We start from the raw sequence: 21777 nt of genomic DNA on the forward strand, positions 1-21777 counted from the left end.
CTGACACACTGCCGATCAAAATGTGGGAGCGGGCTTGCCCGCGATAGCGATTTAACATTCAACCCTTGTGTTGGTTGTTACTCCGTCATCGCGGGCAAGCCCGGCTCCCACAGTAGTTTGTAGCTGTACATAATTCATCCAACACCCTGACAGACCGCTGGCGCCTGCCCTCCAGCCTTTGCCCAACAACTTATCCACAAAGCCACCCACAGCAATTGTGGGCAAGTGCGCTTCCCACCTGTAAATAAATGAAGAAAATCCGTGACTTATTCAAGTAGGCCGGTTTAAACCCCACCTGATCATTTATTGATCAAATCTTTGAAGGCCACGAATGACGTGCCCTGTAGCAGTGCGCGAACACCTTATCCACAGAAGCACCAACAGACTTTGGGGGCAACTTTGCCGGCACTGTGGAAAACCGCGTCAAACCTTCATAAAACGGGGGTTTCAGGGTTTTAATTCACTAAACAGGCCGAATTGATCAATTATTGATCAACGCAGTGAGAGCCTTAATCTACGTGGCCTGTAGCCGATAGCGAACATCTTATCCACAGAAGCGCCAACAGACTTTGGGGGCAAGTCGGTACCGGCAAATAAAGTTATTCATGGGAAAACCCCAGGAAAAACCGCTGGTTAGCCTGGTTGTTTTTCATACAGCGGGCTGCAGGGCTTTATATACCGGGGGTGTGGACAGCCGCGAACAGGTTATCCACAGGTGGGTCAACAGGGATTGTGGGTAATCCTACTTTCTGTGGGAGTCGGGTTTGCCCGCGATAGAAGCGCCTCGGTCTATCAGTTAGACCGCGGTGATGCCATCGCAGGCAAGCCAGCTCCCACACAAGCCCGCTCCCACAGGGAATCAGCGCACCACGCCTTCTTCTATGAGTAACTTGAGGATGGCGTCTGCGCCCGCTTCAGGGCTAAGCCCCTTGAGCACTTGCCCACCGCCGCCGCTGGCTTTGGCCGTGGCAGCCTTCATGCGGTCCGCGCCGCTTTTGGCCTTGATCACCTTGAGGCGCTTGGGCCGGGGCTTGGCGGGTTGCAACACCGCGCCTGTGAATAACTCGTCTTGCTCAATCTCGACCTCATGGGCTGCCAACTCCCCGCGTTGTGCAGGCCCGTAGGCGCTTTGCCGTGGTTTGGGCGCGGCGTTATCCACAGTGGCCAGAAACGGCAGACGCACTTTCAAACGTCGCCGTTGACCGCGCGGCAAAGCTTGCAGCACATGGGCCACGCCGCCGTCGATGGACTCCACCTGCGCCAGCCCGACAATCAACGGCCAGCCCAATTGCTCGGCCAGCAGGAACGGCAACATGCCCGAGCCCTCGCCGGTTTCGGCCTGGGTGCCGGTAAGCACCACCTGGGCGCCTGCGTCGCGCAAATACTCACTGAGCACCGGCAACGCATCAGCGCCTGCCGGCTGTTCCAACACGTGCAACTGCGGCAAGCCCATGCCCAGGTAGCTGCGCAAGGTCGGTTCGTGGAGGCTGCCGGCGTGCAGCACCTGCAACTTATCCCCAGCCATTTGCAAGCCCAGCTCGACGGCACGTGCATCTTGCTCGGCACGGCGCGGGCGACCGGACGTGGGGTGGGCGCCGATGGAAACCAGGCTGATTACAGTCGTCGTCATGGTCATGTTCCTAAGCTGCATCGCGCTTGGCGCCGTTGCGGTAAACCTGCACCGCATCGATCAAGGCTTGCAGAATCGCGGCGCTTTCGCCGATCACCGACAGGTCGGCACGCTTGATCATGTCGCAGCCAGGGTCCAGGTTGATCGCCACCACCTTGTCGCAGGCACCGATACCTTGCAGGTGCTGGATCGCCCCGGAAATCCCCACGGCTACATACACCCGCGCCGTGACCCAGGTGCCGCTGGCGCCGACCTGGCGATCACGCGCCATAAAGCCGTCGTCCACCGCCACCCGCGAGGCGCCTTCGGTCGCACCGAGGGCGGCTGCAGTCTGGTGGAACAGTGCCCAGTCCTTCACGCCGTTACCGCCAGAGAAAATAAACTCTGCTTCGGCCATGGGAATCGCCGCCGGGTCGACTGCCACGGCGCCGAGATCTTCGATCCGCGACAAGCTGCGCGCCAAGGGTGTGGATAACTCCACGGGCAACACTTCATGGCGCGTGTCGCTGACCGGATCGGCACATTCGACTGCGGCCAGAATCAAGCGTGGCAACGGGCGAGCCATATCCTCCTGGCCCGCACCGGCACGGCCGATGCACTCCTCACCTTTGATTTGCCAGACCCGCGTGGCCGGGCGTTCCTTGAGGCTCGCAGCAAAACGCCGGCCCAACTCGCCACCACCGCTGCGACTGTCCGGCAGCAACCAATGGCGCGGGTTGAACTGGTTATCCACAGCCCGCAGGCCCTGGACGCGTTGCTCCGGTGAATAACCGTCGAATGCGTGGCCTTCGAGCACCAGCAGGCGATCAACACCCGCCGTCGCAAAGGCGCTCTCCTTGTGTTCGCCGAACACCACCGCCAGCACGGCGCCGTCGCTGCCGGCGAGTTGCCGGGCCAGGCCGAGCACGTCGCGGTCGTGGCTGCTCAGGCGGCCGCCGACCATGTCGGGCACCACGTTGATGTAGAACGCGGGCGCCGGTACCTGATGCAGCGGCAATTGCACCTCCACCGCCGCCGTACGCTTGGCCGCGCCGCCCTGTTGGGCGCCGCTGCGGTCAATACGCTTGAGGCCGTTGGGGCCGATAAAACCGATGCCATGCAGGTTTTTACGGATGACACCGTTAGGCCCCATCCAACTGTGTTGCAGCGGCTGCATCGCCGCATGCAAGGGGTGCAGGCGGTTACGGGCGATCCATTCGGCCCGTGGATCGCGGCGGATAATGTCGCTCATCAATGCACCTCCGCAGGTTCACGCTTTATAGGGGCTTTCACCGGGGCGGCGTCTTCGAGCAAGGCGTCAGCGACCAGTTCGGCGATGTCCTTGATCAATGGGCGCGGCTCGACGACGCCTTCGAGCATCGCCGTGCATTGCGGGCAGCCCACGGCCACCAGCTCGGCGCCGGTTTCGCGGATGTCTTCCATACGCATATCCGGGATACGTTGCTTGCCGGGGATATCGGTGATGGGCGCACCACCGCCACCGCCACAGCAGCGCGAGCGGAAACCGGAGCGTTGCATTTCCTTGACCTCGATACCCAGCGCCCGCAGCACTTGGCGCGGCGCCTCGTATTCGCCGTTGTAGCGGCCGAGGTAGCACGGGTCGTGATAGGTCACGCTACTGCCCTTGTGCTGGCCCAGGTTCAGCGCCCCCTCGCCGATCAGCTCGGCCATGAACGTGCTGTGGTGCTGCACGAGGTAGTTGCCGTTGAAGGCGCCGTATTCGTTTTTCAGCACATGGAAACTGTGCGGGTCGCAGGTGACGATGCGCTTGAAGCTGTACTTGGCCAGGGTCTGGATATTGCGCGCAGCCAGCAGCTGGAACGTGGCTTCGTCCCCCAGACGCCGCGCCACATCACCGCTGTCGCGCTCCTCCAGGCCCAGCACCGCAAAGTCGACGCTGGCCGCTTTCAGCACCTTGACGAAGGCGCGCAAGGTGCGTTGATTGCGCATGTCGAAGGCACCGTCGCCCACCCAGAACAACACATCGGCGCTGCCTTTTTCGCTGAGCAGCGGCAGGTTCAAATCCGCCGCCCAGTTCAGGCGACCGCCCGGTGCGAAGCCGCCGGGGTTGTCGGTGGCGATCAGGTTCTCGAGGACTTCGGCGCCCTTGTTCGGCGTGGCACCTTTTTCCAGGGTGAGATGGCGGCGCATGTCGACGATGGCGTCCACGTGCTCGATCATCATTGGGCACTCTTCCACACAGGCACGGCAGGTGGTGCACGACCACAGGGTGTCGGCGTCCACCAGACCGTTGACGATTGGCTGGTGCGGGTTGCCGCTGTGTTCGCCAATCGGCTTGCCTGGATACGGGCTGCCGGCAAAGTTGGCATCGGTGCCGCCGGCCAGGCCAACCACCATGTCCTGGATCAGCTTCTTCGGGTTCAATGGCTGGCCGGCCGCAAAGGCCGGGCACGCGGCTTCGCACTTGCCGCACTGCACGCAGGCGTCGAAACCAAGCAGTTGGTTCCAGGTGAAATCCTTGGGTTTTTCCACGCCCAGTGGCGCAGTTTTATCGCTCAAGTCCAGCGGTTTCAAACCGGTGGAGCGGCCGCCACCAAAGCGCTCGGCGCGGCGGTGCCAGGCCAGGTGCAGGGCACCGGCGAAGGCATGCTTCATCGGGCCGCCCCAGGTCATGCCGAAGAACATCTCGGACACGCCCCACAACACACCGACACCGAGCAGTGCGGCGAGCAGCCAGCCGCCAAAGTCAGCCGGCAGAACCCCGGCCACCGGCAAGGTCACCAGGAAGAAGCTCACCGAGAACGCCATCAGGCTTTTCGGCAGGCGCATCCACGGGCCTTTCGACAGGCGTGACGGCGGGTTACGCCGGCGCAGGTAGACGAACGTGGCGCCGACAAACATCAGCACCGAGGCGAGCAGCAACGCGTAGCCGAGGATGCGGTTATGCAGGCCGAAGCCGTGGACCAGAATCGCCAACAGCGCCGACAGCACAAAGCCCAGGGCCGTGGCGACGTGGGTGTTGGCGATGTATTTGTCGCGGGCGACGACGTGGTGCAGGTCGACCATGTAGCGCTTGGGCATGGCCAGCAGGCCGCCGAGCAAGTCGACCCTGGAGGCGCGGCCCCGGCGCCACATGTTCACCCGGCGCAATGCGCCGAGGGCGGCAAGGCCCAGGGCGGCAAACAAGAGAATAGGCAGCAAGGTGTTCAACATGGTGAAGCTCCCAAAGACCACACAGGTCTACTGTGAAACCGGACCTTAATGTGGGAGGGGGCTTGCTCCCGATGGCGGACTGTCAGTTCCTGTATCTGTCGCTGACCCACCGCTATCGGGAGCAAGCCCCCTCCCACACTTGACCGAGTACACAGTGGCTCAGTGTCGGGTCAGAAATCCTTGCAAAGGCGCAGGGCGTCATAGATGGCGGCGTGGGTATTGCGCTGGGCCACACAATCACCGATGCGGAACAGCAAGTACCCGTCACCCGTTTCGCTCAGGCACGGCTGCGGCTTGATCGCGAACAGGGCTTCGATGTCCATCTGGCCTTTGTTGCGCGAACCTTCCTTGAGCCCGTAATAGATTTCTTCATCCGGGCGCACGCCGTTCTCGACGACCACCTGATCGACCACCCGCTCTTCTTTGGCGCCGGTGTATTCGTTCTCCAGCACCGCCACCAGCTTGTCGCCTTCGCGGTAGACCTTTTCCAGCATCATGTCGCCGGTCATGATCACTTCCTTGGGGTACATGCTGCGGTAGTACGTCGGGAACGACGTACCGCCAATGGCCACACCCGGTTTGATATCGTCAGTGACGATCTCGACCTGGCTGCCCTTGTCCGCCAGGAAGTCCGCCACCGACATGCCGGTGAATTCGCAAATGGTGTCGTACACCAGCACGTTCTTGCCCGGCGCGACTTTGCCGTCGAGCACGTCCCAACTGCTGACCACCAGGCCTTCGGCCGCGCCCCAGTGTTCGTTCTGCTCCAGGAACGGATGACCGCCCACCGCCAGCACGACCACGTCCGGACGCAGGTCCAGGATGGTCGCCGCGTCCGCCGCCACGCCCAGGCGCAGGTCGACGTTCAGGCGTGCCAGTTCCAGCTGGAACCAGCGGGTGATGCCGGCAATCTGGTCACGCTGCGGGGCTTTGGACGCGGTGGTGATTTGCCCGCCGATAAAGTCTTTCTTCTCGAAGAGGGTTACATCGTGGCCACGCTCGGCGGCAACGCGCGCCGCTTCCATCCCGGCAGGACCGGCCCCCACCACCACGACTTTGCGTTTGGGCCCGGTGGATTTCTCGATGATGTGCGGCACACCCATGTATTCACGGGACGTCGCGGCGTTCTGGATGCACAACACGTCCAACCCCTGGTACTGGCGGTCGATGCAGTAGTTGGCGCCGACGCACTGCTTGATCTGGTCGATCTGGCCCATCTTGATCTTGGCGATCAGGTGCGGGTCGGCGATATGGGCACGGGTCATGCCGACCATGTCTACATAGCCGCCTTCCAGAATGCGCGTGGCCTGGTTCGGGTCCTTGATGTTCTGCGCGTGCAGCACCGGGGCCTTGACCACTTCCTTGATACCGGCGGCCAAGTGCAAAAACGGCTCCGGTGGATAACTCATGTTCGGGATCACGTTGGCCAGGGTGTTGTGGGTGTCGCAACCTGAACCCACGACGCCGATAAAATCGAGCATGCCGGTGTCGTCGTAATACTTGGCGATCTGTTTCATGTCCTCGTGGGACAAGCCGTCCGGATGGAACTCATCGCCGCACAGGCGGATGCCCACACAGAAATCCGGGCCGACTTCCTTGCGTACCGCCTTCAAGACTTCCAGGCCGAAACGCATGCGGTTTTCAAAGCTGCCGCCCCATTCGTCGGTGCGTTTGTTGACCCGTGGGCTCCAGAACTGGTCGATCATGTGCTGGTGCACCGCCGACAGCTCCACGCCGTCCAGGCCACCGGCTTTCGCCCGCGCCGCAGCCGTGGCGTAGTTGCCGATCACGCGCCAGATTTCTTCCGGCTCGATGGTCTTGCAGGTGGCGCGGTGCACCGGCTCGCGGATGCCCGATGGCGACAGCAAGGTCGGCCAGTGTTCGCCGTCCCAACGCGAGCGGCGGCCCATGTGGGTAATCTGGATCATGATCTTGGCGCCATGCTTGTGCATGGCATCGGCCAGGTTCTGGAAGTGCGGGATGATCCGGTCGTCGGCCAGGTTCACCGATTTCCACCAGCCTTGCGGGCTGTCGATGGCCACGCTGGAAGAACCGCCGCAGATGGCCAGGCCGATCCCGCCCTTGGCTTTCTCTTCGTAATACTTCACATAGCGGTCGGTGGTCATGCCGCCGTCGGTGGCATACACCTCGGCGTGGGCGGTACTGAGCACGCGGTTGCGGATGGTCAGTTTGCCGATCTGGATCGGCGCAAACATTGCTTCGAAAGCCATGGCAGGGTCCTCGACTTACAACGGCTTGACGGTGAACAGCCCGTCGTCGTGGCCTTCTTCGGAGCCACCGTAGACTTGTTCGGCCACCGTGCGGATGTTACTGCCGCGCGCTTGCAGAATCTGGTCCATGGCGCCGGCAAACCACCCGGTGAACATGTAGTCGACCTTGCGCCCGACCTTGCCGTACACATAGACGAATGCCGAGTGTTCGAGCTTGACGCTGGCGGTGCCTTTGTCGAGGTCGATGTCCTGGATCTTGAACAGGCCCCAGCCGCGTTGCGACAGGCGTTTCATGTAGTGCTCGAACACCGCAACGCCTTCCAGGCCGTGGCATTCAGCTTCTTTTTCACACCAGTGCCAGGCGGATTTGTAGCCGGCCTTGTAGAGGATTTCGGCGTAGGCTTCGCTGCCCAGCACTTCTTCGATACCCATGTGGTTATTGACGAAGAAATGGCGCGGCACGTACAGCATCGGCAGGGCGTCGGAGGTCCAGACACCGGTTTCGCTGTCGACTTCGATTGGCAATTGCGGGGCGATCTTGGCCATGGAAACTTAACTCCAAACAATTCGGTTTCAGTGCTTAGCAAAGCTTTTGCCTTGCTCTTATAAACAAGCCGTGTGAATGACTTTGGAGCCGTAGCGAGCACGTCGAGAGCAAGGAAGGACCGGAGCGACAAGCGAGACAGTACGGTACGTACGGCGAGTTTGGCGCGAGGACCTGACGCAGCTATCGGCGAGCGGAGTAGGCTCCAGAGTTATTCACTCGCCCCAGACGTCTTTCAAGACATTGACCCAGTTCTCGCCCATGATCTTGCGCACCACGCGCTCGCTGTGGCCGCGCTTGAGCAGGGTCTCGGTGAGGTTGGGGAACTCGCCCACGGTGCGGATGCCCAGCGGGTTGATGATCTTGCCGAAGCTGGTCAGGCGGCGGGCATAACCCTTGTCGTGGGTCAGCATTTCGAAGAAATCCTGGCCATGGCCCTGGGTGAAGTCGGTGCCGATGCCGATGGCGTCTTCGCCAACGATGTTCATGGTGTATTCAATGGCTTCGGCGTAGTCGTCGATGGTCGAATCAATGCCCTTGGCCAGGAACGGCGCGAACATGGTCACGCCGACAAAACCGCCGTGGTCGGCAATGAACTTCAGCTCTTCATCGGACTTGTTGCGCGGGTGCTCTTTGAGGCCCGACGGCAGACAGTGGGAGTAGCACACCGGCTTTTTCGATTCGAGGATGACTTCTTCGGAAGTCTTGGAGCCGACGTGGGACAGGTCGCACATGATGCCGACGCGGTTCATTTCGGCAACGATCTCACGGCCGAAACCCGACAGGCCGCCGTCGCGCTCGTAGCAGCCAGTGCCGACGAGGTTCTGGGTGTTGTAGCACATCTGCACCACACCGACGCCGAGCTGCTTGAAGATCTCGACGTAGCCCAGTTGGTCTTCAAATGCATGGGCGTTCTGGAAGCCGAAGATGATGCCGGTCTTGCCCAGTTCCTTGGCTTTGCGGATGTCGGCGGTGGTTTTCACCGGGATCACCAGGTCGCTGTTCTCACGGATCAGGGTCTGGCTGGCCACAATGTTATTGATCGTGGCCTGGAACCCTTCCCACACCGACACGGTGCAGTTGGCGGCGGTCAGGCCACCTTTGCGCATGTCCTCGAACAGGTCGCGGTTCCACTTGGCAATGATCAGCCCGTCGATAACGATGCTGTCGGCGTGCAATTCGGCTGGGCTCATCAGGCGTCCCCTTATTGGCGATTCATGCGCCGAATCGTCTGCCGGCGCTTTGGGGCCAGCATATGCCCAGGGGCAACCTGAGCCGGGTGCAAAAACGACAGGGGAATTGCCGAAAGCGTCAATCAACGACAAAGGCCTACATGACATCTCTGACTGGTAGCTGTTCTTTGTCCCACGCTTGAGCCAGAATTTGCTTCATCACCTATATGAGACGGCGCAATGAAATCGATTTTCCTGGCTTTGGCACTCATCGCAACCGGCGTGCACGCGGCAGAAGACACCGACAACACGCCGTGCGATGGCATCGAGAACGACAAGCAAACCCTGGAATGCGCCACTTTCAACAAAACCACCGCCGAGCAATTGCTCAAGGATAACTACCAAGGCCTGCTGGAACGCATGGGTTCGACCTATGGCAGCAACAAGTCACAACTGGCCGACATTACCGCTCGTCTGAAGGATGCCCAGCAGAAGTGGGAAAAATTGCGTGATGCCGATTGCGCCGTGGACACCTTCCCGGCGGTGAACGGCAGCAAGGACTACGCGATTCAGCAGAATGACTGCCTGGCGCGGATGAGTGATGAGCGGTCGGAGTTTTTGGAGTCGATTGGCCAGGAATAAGCCAGATTCAAAGCTTCCAGGATTATTGAAAAGGAATTCACATGTATTACCCACGCGAAGCGCAGAGGGATTTCCTCTACACGCGCGCCGCCCTGCTGTTTTTGGCCATGCTGATACTGTCGCTGATGCTGAGCTTGTCAGTGAGCCGGGGTGCTCCTTTTGCACTGATAAAGGCGGCGCCCATCGAAACCATCGGGCACATCACCCAACTGGAAAGCCTCAGCGCCTGGGCCTCAAGCACCAACGTGTATTACGCCTTCGACCATGAAGGCCAACGCATCGAAGGCATGGTGAACAACAGCAGCTACATCGACGACCCTGGCTACGAAGTGGGCAGCCCGGTCCCCGTGGTGTACTCAAAATGGTTTCCAACGGTGCATAACATCAAGGCGAACCTTAAATCGAGTTCGCCTAACTTCTACATCATGAGCGTAAGCGTCGGCTTGATGATGGTGTTCGCGATACTGATGTTCTGGACGGCACATCAGATCTATCAACATCAAGAAGAAGACCGGCATTACTGATACTCGCCACTCAGCCTCCACTTTATTTAATAGGCCATTCATGACTATTTGCGGCATCGAAATCAAAGGCAGCGAAGCCATCATCGCCGTCGCCTTCCTGGACAACCAGGCGCTGACCCACGTCGCCCTGGCTACCAAAAAAATCGCCCTTGAAGACGATGATGAAGCCGCCAACGTCAAAGCCTTCGCCGCCCAGGTGAAGGCGTTTGTGCAGGCAAACGCCATCACCCGTATCGCGATCAAGAAGCGCAGCAAGAAAGGTGAATTCGCCGGTGGGCCGACTACCTTCAAGATTGAAGGGGTGTTTCAGTTGTTGGATGGGGTTGAGGTGACGTTGCTGTCACCACAGACCATTAATGCGCAGAACAAGAAACACAACTTTGATCTGCCGGCCTCGCTGAACAAGTATCAGCATGAGGCCTACAAGGCGGCGTGTTCGGCCTTGGTAAAGAAATAAGCCACACCAAAGATCAATGTGGGAGCTGGCTTGCCTGCGATGGCATCAACTGTGTGTCACTGATACACCGAGGTGCCCGCATCGCAGGCAAGCCAGCTCCCACCTTTGAACCTTGTTGCCTTTAAATCCTTGTACGGCTTTTGTACAGCAGCCAATCACCAAAGGATTTGTCTTCCAGGGCATAGCCGCCCCGGCTCGACTTCCACACCAGCTCTTTGTCGCGCAGGGCATCGATACAGGCCTGAATCGTCTGGGTGCCCGGCACCACGTCGCTGCCCATGTCCTCCAGCGCTTTGCTGACGGCCGTGAGGGTGCTGTCCGTGAACGGCGCGAAGGGCTCGTTGGCGCGCGATCGCTCCACCATCACTTCCAGCACGGCGCGTTGGGGAATGGTGAGATTGTTCCAGGCGCTTTCGAACTCAGTCCATATACCCGCACGCAATAGTTCGGCACGACTGTGCAGCAGTTGGCCCAAATTGCTGGCCTCGCCCAGTTCCAGCGCCACTTCACCGATGATGGTGCGCAGCATCTCGGGACGATGACCTGCCAACTCAAACGCCTCATCAATGTCGGCAGCGCTGAATTGATTGGTTTCGGCCAGGTGCGCGTTGAGGTGTGCGGTATAAGCCTGGGTGAACGCTTTGCCGAGCAAGGGGAACGGCGTGATGCTGGAGCCGAAAAACGGCTGACTTTTGCCCAACACCAGATGCGCAAGCTTGTCGCGATTGGAACCGGTGAACACGAGGTGCAAACCGCTGCCCTCCTCGTCACGGCCTTGGTTGAGCTGATCCCGGGCAGCCTTCAACGCAAACATCGCGTTGATCCCTGACTCGCTGGTTAAGGCGTGCTGCGCTTCGTCAATCACCAGTACGACGGGTTTTTCCGCAGCACTGTGGAGCAATTCCAAGGCTTGGGTCAGCGTCGCACCGATCGGCAACTGTGGCTTGGTAAAGTCCCAGGACAGGGTACGCAGAAAGCTGAGCTTCTCGATTCCCATGTTCTTGGCCAGTTTGCGAATGCCCTTTTCATAGGGCACCAGAGCAGCGGCAATCGCGCTGTCGATCAACTCTGCCGGATCTTTCTCTTTGTCGGCCCAGAGATCGACATACACCGTCAGCCAACCCCGGAGCTGGCACTCCGGGATCAGGTCTTCGCGCAAAAACGTGCTTTTACCGGTGCGCCGAGGCGCCGCCAGGAACAGGCCCGACGTGAAATCCTGAATCCCGGCCCCCACCAAACCGTCGGCAATGCTACTTGCCAGCGTGGGGCGGCGGAACACGAAGCCGCTGTTCTTCGACATGGTTTTATACCCAATTATTCAAGCAACTATAAATTATAGTCGTGAGTATAATTAACTATAATTGCCTGTCAAACCACCTCCCGTCGCCGATCCTCCCTCGGACACTTGGCAAACCGCGCCCGATAGCTACGCGTGAAATAGGACGGCGACTCAAACCCGCACGCAATACTCACCTCCAGCACGCTCATATCGCTCTGGCGCAGCAGTTGCCGGGCTTTTTCCAGGCGTAAGCCCAAATAGAAGTTGCTCGGCGTTTCGTTCAAGTGCAGGCGAAACAGCCGCTCCAGCTGCCGCCGCGTCACTTTGATTGCCTCCGCCAGCGCCAAGGTGCTCAGCGGCGGTTCGGTGTGTTGTTCCATCTCGCCAATCACCTGCACCAACTTCTTGTTGTTGATGCCGTAGCGCGTGGCGATCTGCATGCGTTGGTGGTCTTTGCGTGGGCGGATGCGGCCGAGCACGAATTGCTCGGACACCTGGATCGCCAGGTCCGGCCCGTGAGCCTGGGCGATCAGGTCGAGCATCAAGTCGATGGACGCTGTGCCGCCAGCGCAGGTGATGCGGCGACGGTCGATCTCGAACAGCTCCTGGGTCACGGTGAGCTGTGGGTAAGATTCCTTGAAGGCGTCGATGGCTTCCCAGTGCAAGGTGAGCCGGTGGCCGTCGAGCAGGCCTGCTTCGGCGAGCACGCAGGCGCCGGTGTCGATGGCGCCGAGCGTGACGCCATCGTGATCGAGGCGGCGCAGCCAGTGTTCCAGTGCCGGCGTGGCGAACTGCAGTGGCTCGAACCCGGCCACCACCAGCAGGGTCGCGCCCTTTTTCAACGGTTCCAGCGCAGCGTCGGCGTTGACCGACATGCCATTGCTCGCCAGCACCGCGCCGCCGTCGGCGCTCAATACGTGCCAGCGATACAGCTCGCCGCGAAAACGATTGGCCACCCGCAGCGGCTCGATCGCAGAAATAAAGCCGATGGCAGAGAAGCCCGGCATCAGCAGAAAGTAGAAATCCTGGGACATGGAGCGCTCTCGTAGGACGGACAGCGTGGTCACTGTGATACGCCAGTTCAATCGGCCATTCAAGGGGGCAGGTCGCTGCAGTGCAAGAGCTGGTCGCCGCCGTGCGTTTTGTCGCCCCGCAAGCTGCGTAACGTGATCCCACGGCGCACAAAGACGCCGGAACCCACAATAACAACCTGCCGAGGGAACCACCATGAACCGACTGATCAGCCGCTGCGTGCTCGCACTCAGCGCCAGCGCCATCTTGAGCACCAACGTCATGGCAGCCGATGCGGCTTCTTGCCAGAACGTGCGCATGGGCGTGGTGAACTGGACCGACGTAATCGCCACCAGCGCCATGACCCAAGTGTTGCTCGACGGCCTCGGCTACAAGACCAAACAAACCAGCGCCTCCCAGCAAATCATCTTCGCCGGCATCCGCGACCAGCGCCTGGACTTGTTCCTGGGTTACTGGAACCCGCTGATGACCCAGACCATCACCCCGTTCGTCGACGCCAAGCAGGTCAAGGTCCTTGAAAAACCTAGCCTGCAAGACGCCCGCGCGACCCTGGCGGTGCCAACCTACCTGGCCGACAAGGGCCTGAAAACCTTCGCCGATATCGCCAAGTTCGAGAAAGAACTGGGCGGCAAGATCTACGGCATCGAGCCGGGCTCGGGTGCCAACACCCAGATCAAGGCGATGATTGCCAAGAACCAGTTCGGCCTGGGCAAGTTCCAGCTGGTGGAGTCCAGTGAAGCCGGCATGCTCGCCGCCGTGGACCGCGCCGTGCGCCGCAAGGAAGCCGTGGTGTTCTTCGGCTGGGCGCCGCACCCGATGAACGTCAACGTCGCGATGACTTACCTCACCGGCAGCGACGATGCCCTGGGCCCGAACGAAGGCATGGCCACCGTGTGGAGCGTCACCTCACCGACCTACGCCGAACAGTGCCCCAACATCCACAAGCTGCTGACCAACCTGACCTTCACCGCCGCCGACGAGAGCCGAATGATGCAGCCGTTGCTGGATCACAAGGACGCTCTCGAGTCCGCCAGGCAGTGGCTCAAGGATCACCCGCAAGACCAGCAGCGCTGGCTCGAAGGGGTGACGACCTTCGACGGCAAACCGGCCGCCGCCAACCTGCAATTGAGCAGCCAATAACCTGATTCGAATCACCGTGTCGCAGCCGCGCCTGGCTGCGAACGGCATCACTACGCCCGCCTGTAAGGAACCTGCCTCATGAACCACGACGTCATCATCACCTGCGCACTCACCGGTGCTGGCGACACGACCGCCAGAAGCCCACACGTGCCGGTCACCCCCAAACAAATCGCCGCCGCCGCCGTGGAAGCCGCCAAGGCCGGTGCGACTGTCGTGCATTGCCACGTGCGTGACCCGCAGACCGGCAAGTTCAGCCGCGACGTCGCCCTGTACCGCGAAGTGATGGAGCGCATTCGTGAGGCCGACATCGACATCATCGTCAACCTCACCGCCGGCATGGGCGGCGACCTGGAAATCGGCGGCGGCGAGAACCCGATGGAATTCGGCCCCAACACCGACCTGGTCGGCCCGCTGACCCGCCTGGCGCACGTCGAGGCGCTGCTGCCGGAAATCTGCACCCTGGACTGCGGCACCCTGAACTTCGGCGATGGCGACACCATTTACGTGTCCACCCCCGCGCAACTGCGTGCCGGCGCCAAGCGTATTCAAGCGCTGGGCGTAAAAGCCGAGCTGGAAATTTTCGACACCGGGCACCTGTGGTTCGCCAAGCAGATGATCAAGGAAGGCCTGCTCGACAACCCGTTGTTCCAGCTGTGCCTGGGCATCCCATGGGGCGCGCCGGCCGACACCACCACCATGAAAGCCATGGTCGACAACCTGCCCGCTGATGCGGTGTGGGCTGGCTTCGGGATCGGCCGCATGCAAATGCCGATGGCGGCGCAAGCCGTGCTGCTGGGCGGCAACGTGCGGGTCGGCCTGGAAGACAACCTGTGGCTGGACAAAGGCGTGCTCGCCACCAATGGCCAACTGGTGGAACGCGCCAGTGAAATCCTCAGCCGCCTCGGCGCACGGGTCATGACCCCGGCGGAAGGCCGCGTGAAGATGGGCCTGACCAAACGCGGCTAGACACGCAACAGGCTCCCCTGCCGAAACCGAATCAAATGTGGGAGCGGGCTTGCTCGCGAAGGCGGCGAATCAGCCACCGAATGCATCAACTGACACAGCGCATTCGCGAGCAAGCCCGCTCCCCCACTTTGAACGGGTTGCCAAAACAGAATGTGCGAATACTTTAGGAAATTGCCATGCGCTTTATCACTGAGATCAAAACCTTCGCCGCCCTCGGCAGCGGCGTTATCGGCAGCGGTTGGGTGTCCCGCGCCCTGGCCCACGGCCTGGACGTGGTCGCCTGGGACCCGGCGCCCGGCGCTGAGGCAGCCCTGCGCAAGCGTGTCGCCAATGCCTGGGGCGCGCTGGAGAAACAAGGCCTGGCACCGGGTGCATCCCAGGACCGCTTGCGTTTCGTCGCGACCATCGAAGCATGCGTAAAAGACGCGGACTTCATCCAGGAAAGTGCCCCGGAGCGACTGGAGCTGAAACTGGAACTGCACAGCAAGATCAGCGCGGCGGCCAAGCCGAATGCGTTGATTGGCTCGAGCACTTCAGGCCTGTTGCCGAGTGAGTTCTACGAGGGCTCGACCCACCCGGAACGCTGCGTGGTCGGTCACCCGTTCAACCCGGTTTACCTGCTGCCGCTGGTAGAAGTGGTGGGTGGCAAGCACACGGCACCGGAGGCTGTTCAAGCAGCGATAAAGGTGTACGAATCCCTCGGCATGCGCCCTTTGCATGTGCGCAAGGAAGTCCCGGGTTTTATCGCTGACCGCCTGCTCGAAGCGCTGTGGCGTGAAGCGTTGCACCTGGTGAATGACGGCGTGGCGACGACGGGCGAGATCGACGACGCGATCCGTTTTGGCGCCGGTTTGCGCTGGTCGTTCATGGGCACCTTCCTGACTTACACCCTCGCAGGTGGCGATGCCGGCATGCGGCACTTCATGGCACAGTTCGGCCCGGCGCTGCAGTTGCCGTGGACGTACTTGCCCGCGCCGGAATTGACCGACAAGTTGATTGACGATGTGGTGGATGGCACCAGTGAGCAGTTGGGCAAGCACAGCATTTCGGCGCTGGAGCGCTATCGTGATGATTGCCTGTTGGCGGTGCTTGAAGCGGTAAAAACCACCAAAGCCAAACACGGTATGAGCTTCGCTGAGTAACTAATGTGGGAGCGGGCTTGCTCGCGAATGCGGTGGATCAGTACCGAATGCATCAACTGACACACCGCATTCGCGAGCAAGCCCGCTCCCACATTTTTGACCGAGTACATTTTCGGATTACACGCCATGCCTGCACTGACTACCTACACCACAAAAATCCAGCCCGACTGGGTCGACTATAACGGCCACCTGCGTGATGCGTTTTACCTGCTGATCTTCAGCTACGCCACCGACGCACTGATGGACACCTTGGGTCTGGACAGCGAAAACCGCGAAGCCAGCGGCCACTCGCTGTTCACCCTGGAGCTGCACCTCAACTACCTGCACGAGGTAAAACTCGGCGCCGAAGTGGAGGTGCACACCCAGCTCATCGCCCACGATGCCAAGCGCCTGCACCTCTATCACAGCCTGCACCTGGTGGGCGGTGAGAACGAACTGGCGGGCAATGAACAGATGTTGCTGCACGTCGATCTCGCCGGCCCGCATTCGGCGCCGTTCACCGAGGCCACCCTGGAAAAACTCATCGCCATCAGCGCTGAGCAGGCCGACTTGCCACGGCCAGCCCTCCTCGGCCGGGTGATTGGACTGCCACCCGGAAAACAATAAGGAGCCACCATGCAAACCGCCGCCGCTGTTGCCGATTTTCGTACTTACCCGCTGATCAGTGACCTCGCCGAGCCGCAGGTGCTGGACGATCAGATTCGTGTGCAATGGGCCGATGGGCGGCTGAGCCCGTTTCATCATCAGTGGCTGCGGGACAACTGCCCCTGCGCGGAATGCGTGTACAGCGTGACCCGCGAGCAGGTGCTGGAAATTGTCGATGTGGATGAACACCTCAGCGCAGTCAGTGCCTGTATTGACGAAGGTTTTCTGCAGGTGGAATGGAGCGGCGGCCATCTCAGCCGGTACGCTCCCGGCTGGCTGCGGGCGCACGCCTATGACGATGAGTCGCGCGCTGAACGCCGTGCGGCAAAACCCCAATCCACGCTGTGGGATCAGCGGTTTACGCTGCCGGTGTTCGACTACGCCGCAGTGATGGAAGACCCCAAGGTCTTGCTCCAATGGTTGCTGGCCTTGCGTGATTCAGGCCTTACGCAAATCCGTGGTGTGCCTACCGAACCCGGCTCTCTGGCGCTGGTAGCCAAGCACATTTCCTTTATTCGCGAGAGCAACTTCGGCGTGCTGTTCAACGTGCAATCCAAGGCCGATGCCGACAGCAATGCCTATACCGCTTTCAACCTGCCGCTGCACAGCGACTTACCGACGCGGGAGCTGCAACCGGGGCTGCAATTCCTGCATTGCCTGGTGAACGATGCCACCGGTGGCGAGAGTATTTTTGTCGACGGGTTTGCTATCGCCACGGCGCTGCGCACGGAAGACCCCGAGGCGTTTCGTGCCCTGTGTGAAATCCCGGTGGAGTTTCGCAACAAAGACCGTCACAGCGACTACCGCCGCCTGGCGCCGATCATTGCGCTGGATGCCTTGGGGGATGTCGCGGAAATTCGCATGGCTAACTTTCTGCGGGGGCCGTTTGAGGCGCCGGTGGAGCAGATGCCGTTGCTGTATCGCGCGTATCGGCGCTTTATTGCGATGACGCGGGAAGAGCGTTTTCGTTTGGTCAAACGTTTGAATCCGGGTGAGTTGTGGTGCTTTGATAATCGCCGCACGTTGCATGCGCGCAACGCGTTCGACCCGGCCTCCGGCGCGCGGCACTTCCAGGGTTGCTATGTCGACCGGGATGAGTTGCTCTCGCGGATTCTGGTGTTGCAGCGGTAGACCGCAGCGCGGCCATCGCAGGCAAGCCAGCGCCCACACTTGCCGGCATTTCAAAGATAAAACTCGGTCAAGTGTGGGAGCGGGCTTGCTCGCGAAGAGGCCAGTGCAGTCACTGCAAATCCCAGGTAAAAAAAGCCCCGAACCAGCCGTGACTGGATCGGGGCAGAGTGCAATGCGTGAGCGTGACATCCCGAGGGTGACCAAACCTTCAAGCTGCTTGCCTGGCAGTCAGTGTGCCTATTACTTGCGTCGGTAAATGACCCGAAAACGACCTGTTCATAGCCATCTGAGCCATTCGTTGATTCTGCCCTTGCCGACCGGCCGAGGGCCTACCAGAATCCAGGTCAATCCCCGTTCCCTACACCAGGATAAACGTCATGATGCACGCGGATTTGATTGACCAGCATGACCTGCTGAGCCAGCTGCGCTCGCTGGGTTTTGAAGTGTCCAGCGGTGCCACCGCCGAGCAGGCCTGCGAGTGTGCGGTACGCGGTTTGAGTGCCGCACGGGCCAAAGCACTCAAGGGCATGGTGGAACAGATGTACACCGGCAGCGCGACGATTTTGCCGGCAGTGAGGCAGGCAATCGACAAGCAGTTGTTGCCGGCTTTGGTGCAGTTCAAGCAAAACTCCGGCGCCTGATAGAGCGCTGTCACGAGCAAGCCCGCTCCCACAGTTGACGGTGTTCACACATCAAAATGTGGGCGCTGGCTTGCCTGCGATGCAGGCGACTCGGTCTAGAGCCTTACACTGGCAAACGTCGACTCATTACGCGCCTGACTCAACGCCGACATCGGCCCCGACAACGGTGACAACACCAGCGCCTGCGGAATCGGCATCATCGCCACTTGCTGGGCGGTGTTGGAACCTACGCGCTCATCCCGTGGCGGGATGCCGAAGTATTCGCGGTAGCACTTGGAGAAGTGCGGCGTGGACACAAACCCGCACACCGAGGCCACTTCGATGATCGACATCGGCGTTTGCTTGAGCAATTGCCGCGCACGGATCAGGCGCAACTTGAGGTAGTAGCGTGATGGCGAGCAATGCAGGTATTTCTGGAACAGCCGCTCCAGCTGCCGACGGGACACAGCGACGTACACCGCCAGCTCGTCCAGGTCGATCGGCTCTTCCAGGTTAGCTTCCATCAGCGCAACAATTTCCTGAAGCTTTGGCTGGTTGGTGCCGAGCATGTGCTTGAGCGGCACGCGCTGGTGATCCTGTTCGTTGCGGATGCGTTCGTACACAAACATCTCGGAGATGGCGGCCGACAATTCACGGCCGTGGTCGCGGCTGATCAGGTGCAGCATCATGTCCAGCGGCGCGGTGCCGCCCGAGCTGGTGAAACGGTTGCGGTCGAGGGTAAACAGGCGTGTGCTCATGGCCACGCGGGGGAAAGCTTCCTGCATCGACGCCAGGCATTCCCAGTGCACGCTGCAATCAAAACCGTCGAGCAAACCGGCGCAAGCCAGGGCCCAACTGCCGGTGCACACGGCGCCGAGACGACGCGACTGGCGCGCCTGGCTTTGCAGCCACGACACGTGTTCACGGGTGACGGTGCGCTGGATACCCACGCCGCCGCACACAATGACAGTGTCCAGGGCCGGGGCTTTGTGCATGGAGGCATCGGGGGTGATTTGCAGACCGTCGCTGGCCCAGACCTGGTTGCCGTCGACACTCAGGGTTGTCCAGCGATACAGCTCGCGGCCGGACAACTGGTTGGCCATGCGCAGTGGTTCCACAGCCGACGCCAGGGAAATCAGCGTGAAATTGTCCAGCAGCAAAAAGCCGATGGATTGAGGCGCACGGTTCTGGGGTTGAGCCCCGGAGTTGAACGACGTCATCGCGGTATCTCCTCACACAAAGCGGGTGATGGCCTCAGGCGAGGCTCTTGTTATTGCGCTCTGCTCTTGTGCAGAGAGAGGCTTTGATTTGATAGAGCAAATGCCATGCCTAAAATTGAATGGGCATTCAATAACTCCTGAAAACGACCTGATGACGTGTCTATATAAGCCCGCGCAGGAAGTGCGGGATATGCCCCGAAAAGGACGCAGGAGCAGCCTTGCTCAAGGGGTGTGAGCAGTTCGGTAGCACTTGTGGGAAGGCGCTTTGAGGGCGTGGGAAAAGTCTGTCACCGCACGCACAGGTGACGGGTGGCGGGGCGGGAAATCGTTTGGGAGCTACTTATCTGTTTGCGACGCGCTAAAAGGTGGCGCTTTTGTATCCGGGTGTTCACTTTTTGAGCAGTGTTGCCTGAGCTACCGCCATCGCGGGCAAGCCCGCTCCCACATTTTGATCTGTGAATACATTCAAAGGTGGGAGCTGGCTTGCCTGCGATGCAGGCGACTCGGTCTCAACACTCCACCGCACTCACCGCCAACCCACCGCGCGAAGTTTCCTTGTACTTGTCATGCATATCCGCCCCGGTATCGCGCATGGTGCGGATCACGCGGTCCAGGGAGATAAAGTGCTGGCCATCTCCGCGCAGCGCCATTTGCGCCGCGTTGATCGCTTTCACCGCCGCAATCGCATTGCGCTCGATGCACGGCACTTGCACCAGCCCGCCCACTGGGTCGCACGTCAGGCCGAGGTTGTGTTCCAGGCCGATTTCGGCGGCATTGCACACCTGCTCCGGCGTGGCGCCGAGGATCTCGGCCAGCCCGGCGGCGGCCATGGCGCACGCCGAACCGACTTCGCCCTGGCAGCCGACTTCAGCCCCCGAGATCGAAGCGTTTTTCTTGCACAAAATACCCACCGCCGCCGCACCCAGCAGGTAGTCGACGACGTTGGCTTCCGTTACCTCTTCGCTGAACTTCATAAAGTAGTGCAGCACCGCCGGAATAATCCCCGCCGCACCATTAGTCGGCGCGGTGACCATGCGCCCACCCGCTGCGTTTTCTTCATTGACCGCCAGGGCGAACAGATTGACCCACTCCATGGCGCTCAAGGTCGAGCCAATCACATTCGGCTTGCCCAGCTCCTGCAGGCTGCGGTGCAATTTGGCGGCGCGACGACGCACATTCAGGCCACCGGGCAAGATGCCTTCGTGCTTGAGGCCCTGCTCCACGCAATCCTGCATGGCCCGCCAGAGTTTCATCAGGCCACTGCGGATTTCTTCTTCGGAGCGCCAGACCTTTTCGTTAGCCAGCATCAACTCGGCCACGCGCAGGTTATGGGTTTTGCACAGCTGCAACAGTTCCACCGCACTGGAAAAATCATAGGGCAGTTCGGTGCGGTCCATGTCGGCCACACCGCTTTGCGCCTGGGCTTCGTCCACCACAAAACCGCCACCGACTGAATAGTAAGTATCGCGGTGCAGTTCGCCGTCTTCACCGAACACCACCAGCGTCATGCCGTTGGGATGGAACGGGAGGTTTTCGTCGAGCAGGCGCATGTCCCGCGCCCACATGAAAGGCACTGGCAAATGCCCATCGAGCAAGAGCGTGTCGGTCTCGCGCAGGGTGTGAATGCGCAGGCCGATTTGCGACGGGTCGATTGCGTCCGGCCACTCGCCCATCAGGCCCATGAGGGTGGCGGTGTCGCTGCCGTGGCCGATGCCGGTGGCCGACAACGAGCCATACAGCTGAACTTCGACCCGCCTGACTTGTTCCAACAATTCACGTTCACGTAATGCCTGGACGAACAACGCCGCGGCACGCATGGGGCCGACGGTGTGAGAACTCGAAGGCCCAATGCCGATCTTGAACAGGTCGAAAACGCTGATAGCCATTGCGGTAGAACTCCTCGATAAGCACGGCCAGGCTTGAACGAGGTGCTACGCTCAGATCGCCCAGATGGCCGCATCATCAAGCTTTTGGCGGTCCTCACGGCGTCTCACACCGACGCACCCATGCTCACTAGCGTCGCACCCGTGCGATCAGGCGTTTTGGCCGTTTTTAGCGGTGCAGATCGGTAAAAACTGCAGTTTTGCCTTTGGAAAAATCTGTAAGCGACGTCACCGACACTGGATACGACCATCCCTGTACTGGATACGACGCCCCCTGTAGGCGTCAGATTTTCACTGGTACATGATCAGTCTCGACTCGTTTGCAAGGCACCGTGCCTGCGCTTC

At 60.5% G+C, this 21777-nt stretch carries 19 protein-coding genes; 9 read left to right on the forward strand and 10 right to left on the reverse strand.

Annotated features, from left to right (window positions below):
* Positions 1–859: 859 nt before the first annotated feature.
* The 6 genes from A7J50_RS26950 to A7J50_RS26975 form a co-directional block, all read right to left on the reverse strand.
* Positions 860–1630, reverse strand: a complete 771-nt coding sequence (locus A7J50_RS26950) for an electron transfer flavoprotein subunit beta (protein ID WP_064454453.1) — start codon at positions 1628–1630, stop codon at positions 860–862.
* Between the two features lie 10 nt (positions 1631–1640).
* Complete coding sequence (locus A7J50_RS26955; RefSeq protein WP_064454454.1) at positions 1641–2861, reverse strand: electron transfer flavoprotein subunit alpha/FixB family protein; 1221 nt, start codon at positions 2859–2861, stop codon at positions 1641–1643.
* Positions 2861–4804, reverse strand: coding sequence for a dimethylglycine demethylation protein DgcB (dgcB, locus tag A7J50_RS26960; RefSeq protein WP_064454455.1), 1944 nt, complete (start codon positions 4802–4804; stop codon positions 2861–2863). Before dgcB ends, A7J50_RS26955 begins: the two co-directional genes overlap by 1 nt.
* Before the next feature lie 170 nt (positions 4805–4974).
* Positions 4975–7035 carry a dimethylglycine demethylation protein DgcA gene (gene dgcA, locus A7J50_RS26965; protein WP_064454456.1) on the reverse strand — a complete coding sequence of 687 codons (2061 nt, stop codon included), beginning with the start codon at positions 7033–7035 and terminating at the stop codon, positions 4975–4977.
* 15 nt (positions 7036–7050) lie between these two features.
* Complete coding sequence (locus tag A7J50_RS26970) at positions 7051–7581, reverse strand: DUF5943 domain-containing protein (RefSeq protein ID WP_064454457.1); 531 nt, start codon at positions 7579–7581, stop codon at positions 7051–7053.
* A gap of 213 nt (positions 7582–7794) precedes the next feature.
* The gene (locus A7J50_RS26975) at positions 7795–8772 is read right to left on the reverse strand and encodes a dipeptidase (protein WP_064454458.1); all 978 of its coding nucleotides are present in this window, start codon (positions 8770–8772) and stop codon (positions 7795–7797) included.
* A 219-nt stretch (positions 8773–8991) separates the two neighbouring features.
* On the opposite strand from A7J50_RS26975, the gene A7J50_RS26980 reads away from it, so the two are divergent.
* From A7J50_RS26980 to A7J50_RS26990, 3 genes are read left to right on the forward strand one after another with little or no spacing between them, the layout of a single operon-like run.
* Positions 8992–9393, forward strand: coding sequence for a lysozyme inhibitor LprI family protein (locus A7J50_RS26980; protein WP_064454459.1), 402 nt, complete (start codon positions 8992–8994; stop codon positions 9391–9393).
* 41 nt (positions 9394–9434) lie between these two features.
* Positions 9435–9917, forward strand: coding sequence for a hypothetical protein (locus A7J50_RS26985; protein ID WP_064454460.1), 483 nt, complete (start codon positions 9435–9437; stop codon positions 9915–9917).
* A 40-nt stretch (positions 9918–9957) separates the two neighbouring features.
* Positions 9958–10374 carry a DUF3010 family protein gene (locus A7J50_RS26990; RefSeq protein ID WP_064454461.1) on the forward strand — a complete coding sequence of 139 codons (417 nt, stop codon included), beginning with the start codon at positions 9958–9960 and terminating at the stop codon, positions 10372–10374.
* Positions 10375–10495: 121 nt separating this feature from the next.
* Here the strand turns inward: A7J50_RS26990 and A7J50_RS26995 are convergent, their stop codons facing one another.
* Both A7J50_RS26995 and A7J50_RS27000 read right to left on the reverse strand, forming a co-directional pair.
* The gene (locus tag A7J50_RS26995; RefSeq protein ID WP_064454462.1) at positions 10496–11674 is read right to left on the reverse strand and encodes an AAA family ATPase; all 1179 of its coding nucleotides are present in this window, start codon (positions 11672–11674) and stop codon (positions 10496–10498) included.
* A 68-nt stretch (positions 11675–11742) separates the two neighbouring features.
* The gene (locus A7J50_RS27000; protein WP_064454463.1) at positions 11743–12687 is read right to left on the reverse strand and encodes a GlxA family transcriptional regulator; all 945 of its coding nucleotides are present in this window, start codon (positions 12685–12687) and stop codon (positions 11743–11745) included.
* A gap of 193 nt (positions 12688–12880) precedes the next feature.
* Here A7J50_RS27000 and A7J50_RS27005 point away from each other — a divergent pair, with 193 nt between their 5' ends.
* The 6 genes from A7J50_RS27005 (at position 12881) to A7J50_RS27030 (ending at position 18350) form a co-directional block, all read left to right on the forward strand.
* On the forward strand, positions 12881–13825 hold the full coding sequence (locus A7J50_RS27005) for a choline ABC transporter substrate-binding protein (RefSeq protein WP_064454464.1): 945 nt from the start codon (positions 12881–12883) through the stop codon (positions 13823–13825).
* Between the two features lie 78 nt (positions 13826–13903).
* Positions 13904–14791: a 3-keto-5-aminohexanoate cleavage protein gene (locus A7J50_RS27010; RefSeq protein WP_064454465.1), complete on the forward strand. Its 888-nt coding sequence runs from the start codon at positions 13904–13906 to the stop codon at positions 14789–14791.
* A 176-nt stretch (positions 14792–14967) separates the two neighbouring features.
* Positions 14968–15933, forward strand: coding sequence for an L-carnitine dehydrogenase (locus A7J50_RS27015; RefSeq protein ID WP_064454466.1), 966 nt, complete (start codon positions 14968–14970; stop codon positions 15931–15933).
* Positions 15934–16059: 126 nt separating this feature from the next.
* Positions 16060–16539 carry a thioesterase family protein gene (locus A7J50_RS27020; RefSeq protein ID WP_064454467.1) on the forward strand — a complete coding sequence of 160 codons (480 nt, stop codon included), beginning with the start codon at positions 16060–16062 and terminating at the stop codon, positions 16537–16539.
* A 9-nt stretch (positions 16540–16548) separates the two neighbouring features.
* Positions 16549–17709, forward strand: a complete 1161-nt coding sequence (locus tag A7J50_RS27025; RefSeq protein ID WP_064454468.1) for a gamma-butyrobetaine dioxygenase — start codon at positions 16549–16551, stop codon at positions 17707–17709.
* A 377-nt stretch (positions 17710–18086) separates the two neighbouring features.
* Entirely contained in the window at positions 18087–18350 is a 264-nt protein-coding gene (locus A7J50_RS27030) for a hypothetical protein (RefSeq protein ID WP_053258396.1), read from the forward strand.
* Positions 18351–18445: 95 nt separating this feature from the next.
* On the opposite strand, the gene A7J50_RS27035 is transcribed toward A7J50_RS27030, so the two are convergent.
* Together A7J50_RS27035 and A7J50_RS27040 are read right to left on the reverse strand one after the other, a co-directional pair.
* Positions 18446–19549: a GlxA family transcriptional regulator gene (locus A7J50_RS27035; protein ID WP_049711185.1), complete on the reverse strand. Its 1104-nt coding sequence runs from the start codon at positions 19547–19549 to the stop codon at positions 18446–18448.
* Between the two features lie 509 nt (positions 19550–20058).
* Positions 20059–21435, reverse strand: a complete 1377-nt coding sequence (locus A7J50_RS27040; protein WP_064454469.1) for an L-serine ammonia-lyase — start codon at positions 21433–21435, stop codon at positions 20059–20061.
* Positions 21436–21777 lie beyond the last annotated feature (342 nt).

Source organism: Pseudomonas antarctica, assembly GCF_001647715.1.
Lineage (GTDB): Bacteria > Pseudomonadota > Gammaproteobacteria > Pseudomonadales > Pseudomonadaceae > Aquipseudomonas > Aquipseudomonas antarctica_A.

Bases quoted from the DNA above. Each gene is read 5' to 3' on its own strand.
- A7J50_RS27000 (WP_064454463.1), bottom strand. From the start codon at position 12,687: ATGTCCCAGGATTTCTACTTTCTGCTGATGCCGGGCTTCTCTGCCATC.
- A7J50_RS27005 (WP_064454464.1), top strand. From the start codon at position 12,881: ATGAACCGACTGATCAGCCGCTGCGTGCTCGCACTCAGCGCCAGCGCC.
- A7J50_RS26985 (WP_064454460.1), top strand. From the start codon at position 9,435: ATGTATTACCCACGCGAAGCGCAGAGGGATTTCCTCTACACGCGCGCC.
- A7J50_RS26955 (WP_064454454.1), bottom strand. From the start codon at position 2,861: ATGAGCGACATTATCCGCCGCGATCCACGGGCCGAATGGATCGCCCGT.
- A7J50_RS26995 (WP_064454462.1), bottom strand. From the start codon at position 11,674: ATGTCGAAGAACAGCGGCTTCGTGTTCCGCCGCCCCACGCTGGCAAGT.
- A7J50_RS26980 (WP_064454459.1), top strand. From the start codon at position 8,992: ATGAAATCGATTTTCCTGGCTTTGGCACTCATCGCAACCGGCGTGCAC.
- A7J50_RS27010 (WP_064454465.1), top strand. From the start codon at position 13,904: ATGAACCACGACGTCATCATCACCTGCGCACTCACCGGTGCTGGCGAC.
- A7J50_RS27025 (WP_064454468.1), top strand. From the start codon at position 16,549: ATGCAAACCGCCGCCGCTGTTGCCGATTTTCGTACTTACCCGCTGATC.
- A7J50_RS27015 (WP_064454466.1), top strand. From the start codon at position 14,968: ATGCGCTTTATCACTGAGATCAAAACCTTCGCCGCCCTCGGCAGCGGC.
- A7J50_RS26970 (WP_064454457.1), bottom strand. From the start codon at position 7,581: ATGGCCAAGATCGCCCCGCAATTGCCAATCGAAGTCGACAGCGAAACC.
- A7J50_RS27040 (WP_064454469.1), bottom strand. From the start codon at position 21,435: ATGGCTATCAGCGTTTTCGACCTGTTCAAGATCGGCATTGGGCCTTCG.
- A7J50_RS27030 (WP_053258396.1), top strand. From the start codon at position 18,087: ATGATGCACGCGGATTTGATTGACCAGCATGACCTGCTGAGCCAGCTG.
- dgcA (WP_064454456.1), bottom strand. From the start codon at position 7,035: ATGGCTTTCGAAGCAATGTTTGCGCCGATCCAGATCGGCAAACTGACC.
- A7J50_RS26950 (WP_064454453.1), bottom strand. From the start codon at position 1,630: ATGACGACGACTGTAATCAGCCTGGTTTCCATCGGCGCCCACCCCACG.
- A7J50_RS26975 (WP_064454458.1), bottom strand. From the start codon at position 8,772: ATGAGCCCAGCCGAATTGCACGCCGACAGCATCGTTATCGACGGGCTG.
- A7J50_RS27035 (WP_049711185.1), bottom strand. From the start codon at position 19,549: ATGACGTCGTTCAACTCCGGGGCTCAACCCCAGAACCGTGCGCCTCAA.
- A7J50_RS27020 (WP_064454467.1), top strand. From the start codon at position 16,060: ATGCCTGCACTGACTACCTACACCACAAAAATCCAGCCCGACTGGGTC.
- dgcB (WP_064454455.1), bottom strand. From the start codon at position 4,804: ATGTTGAACACCTTGCTGCCTATTCTCTTGTTTGCCGCCCTGGGCCTT.
- A7J50_RS26990 (WP_064454461.1), top strand. From the start codon at position 9,958: ATGACTATTTGCGGCATCGAAATCAAAGGCAGCGAAGCCATCATCGCC.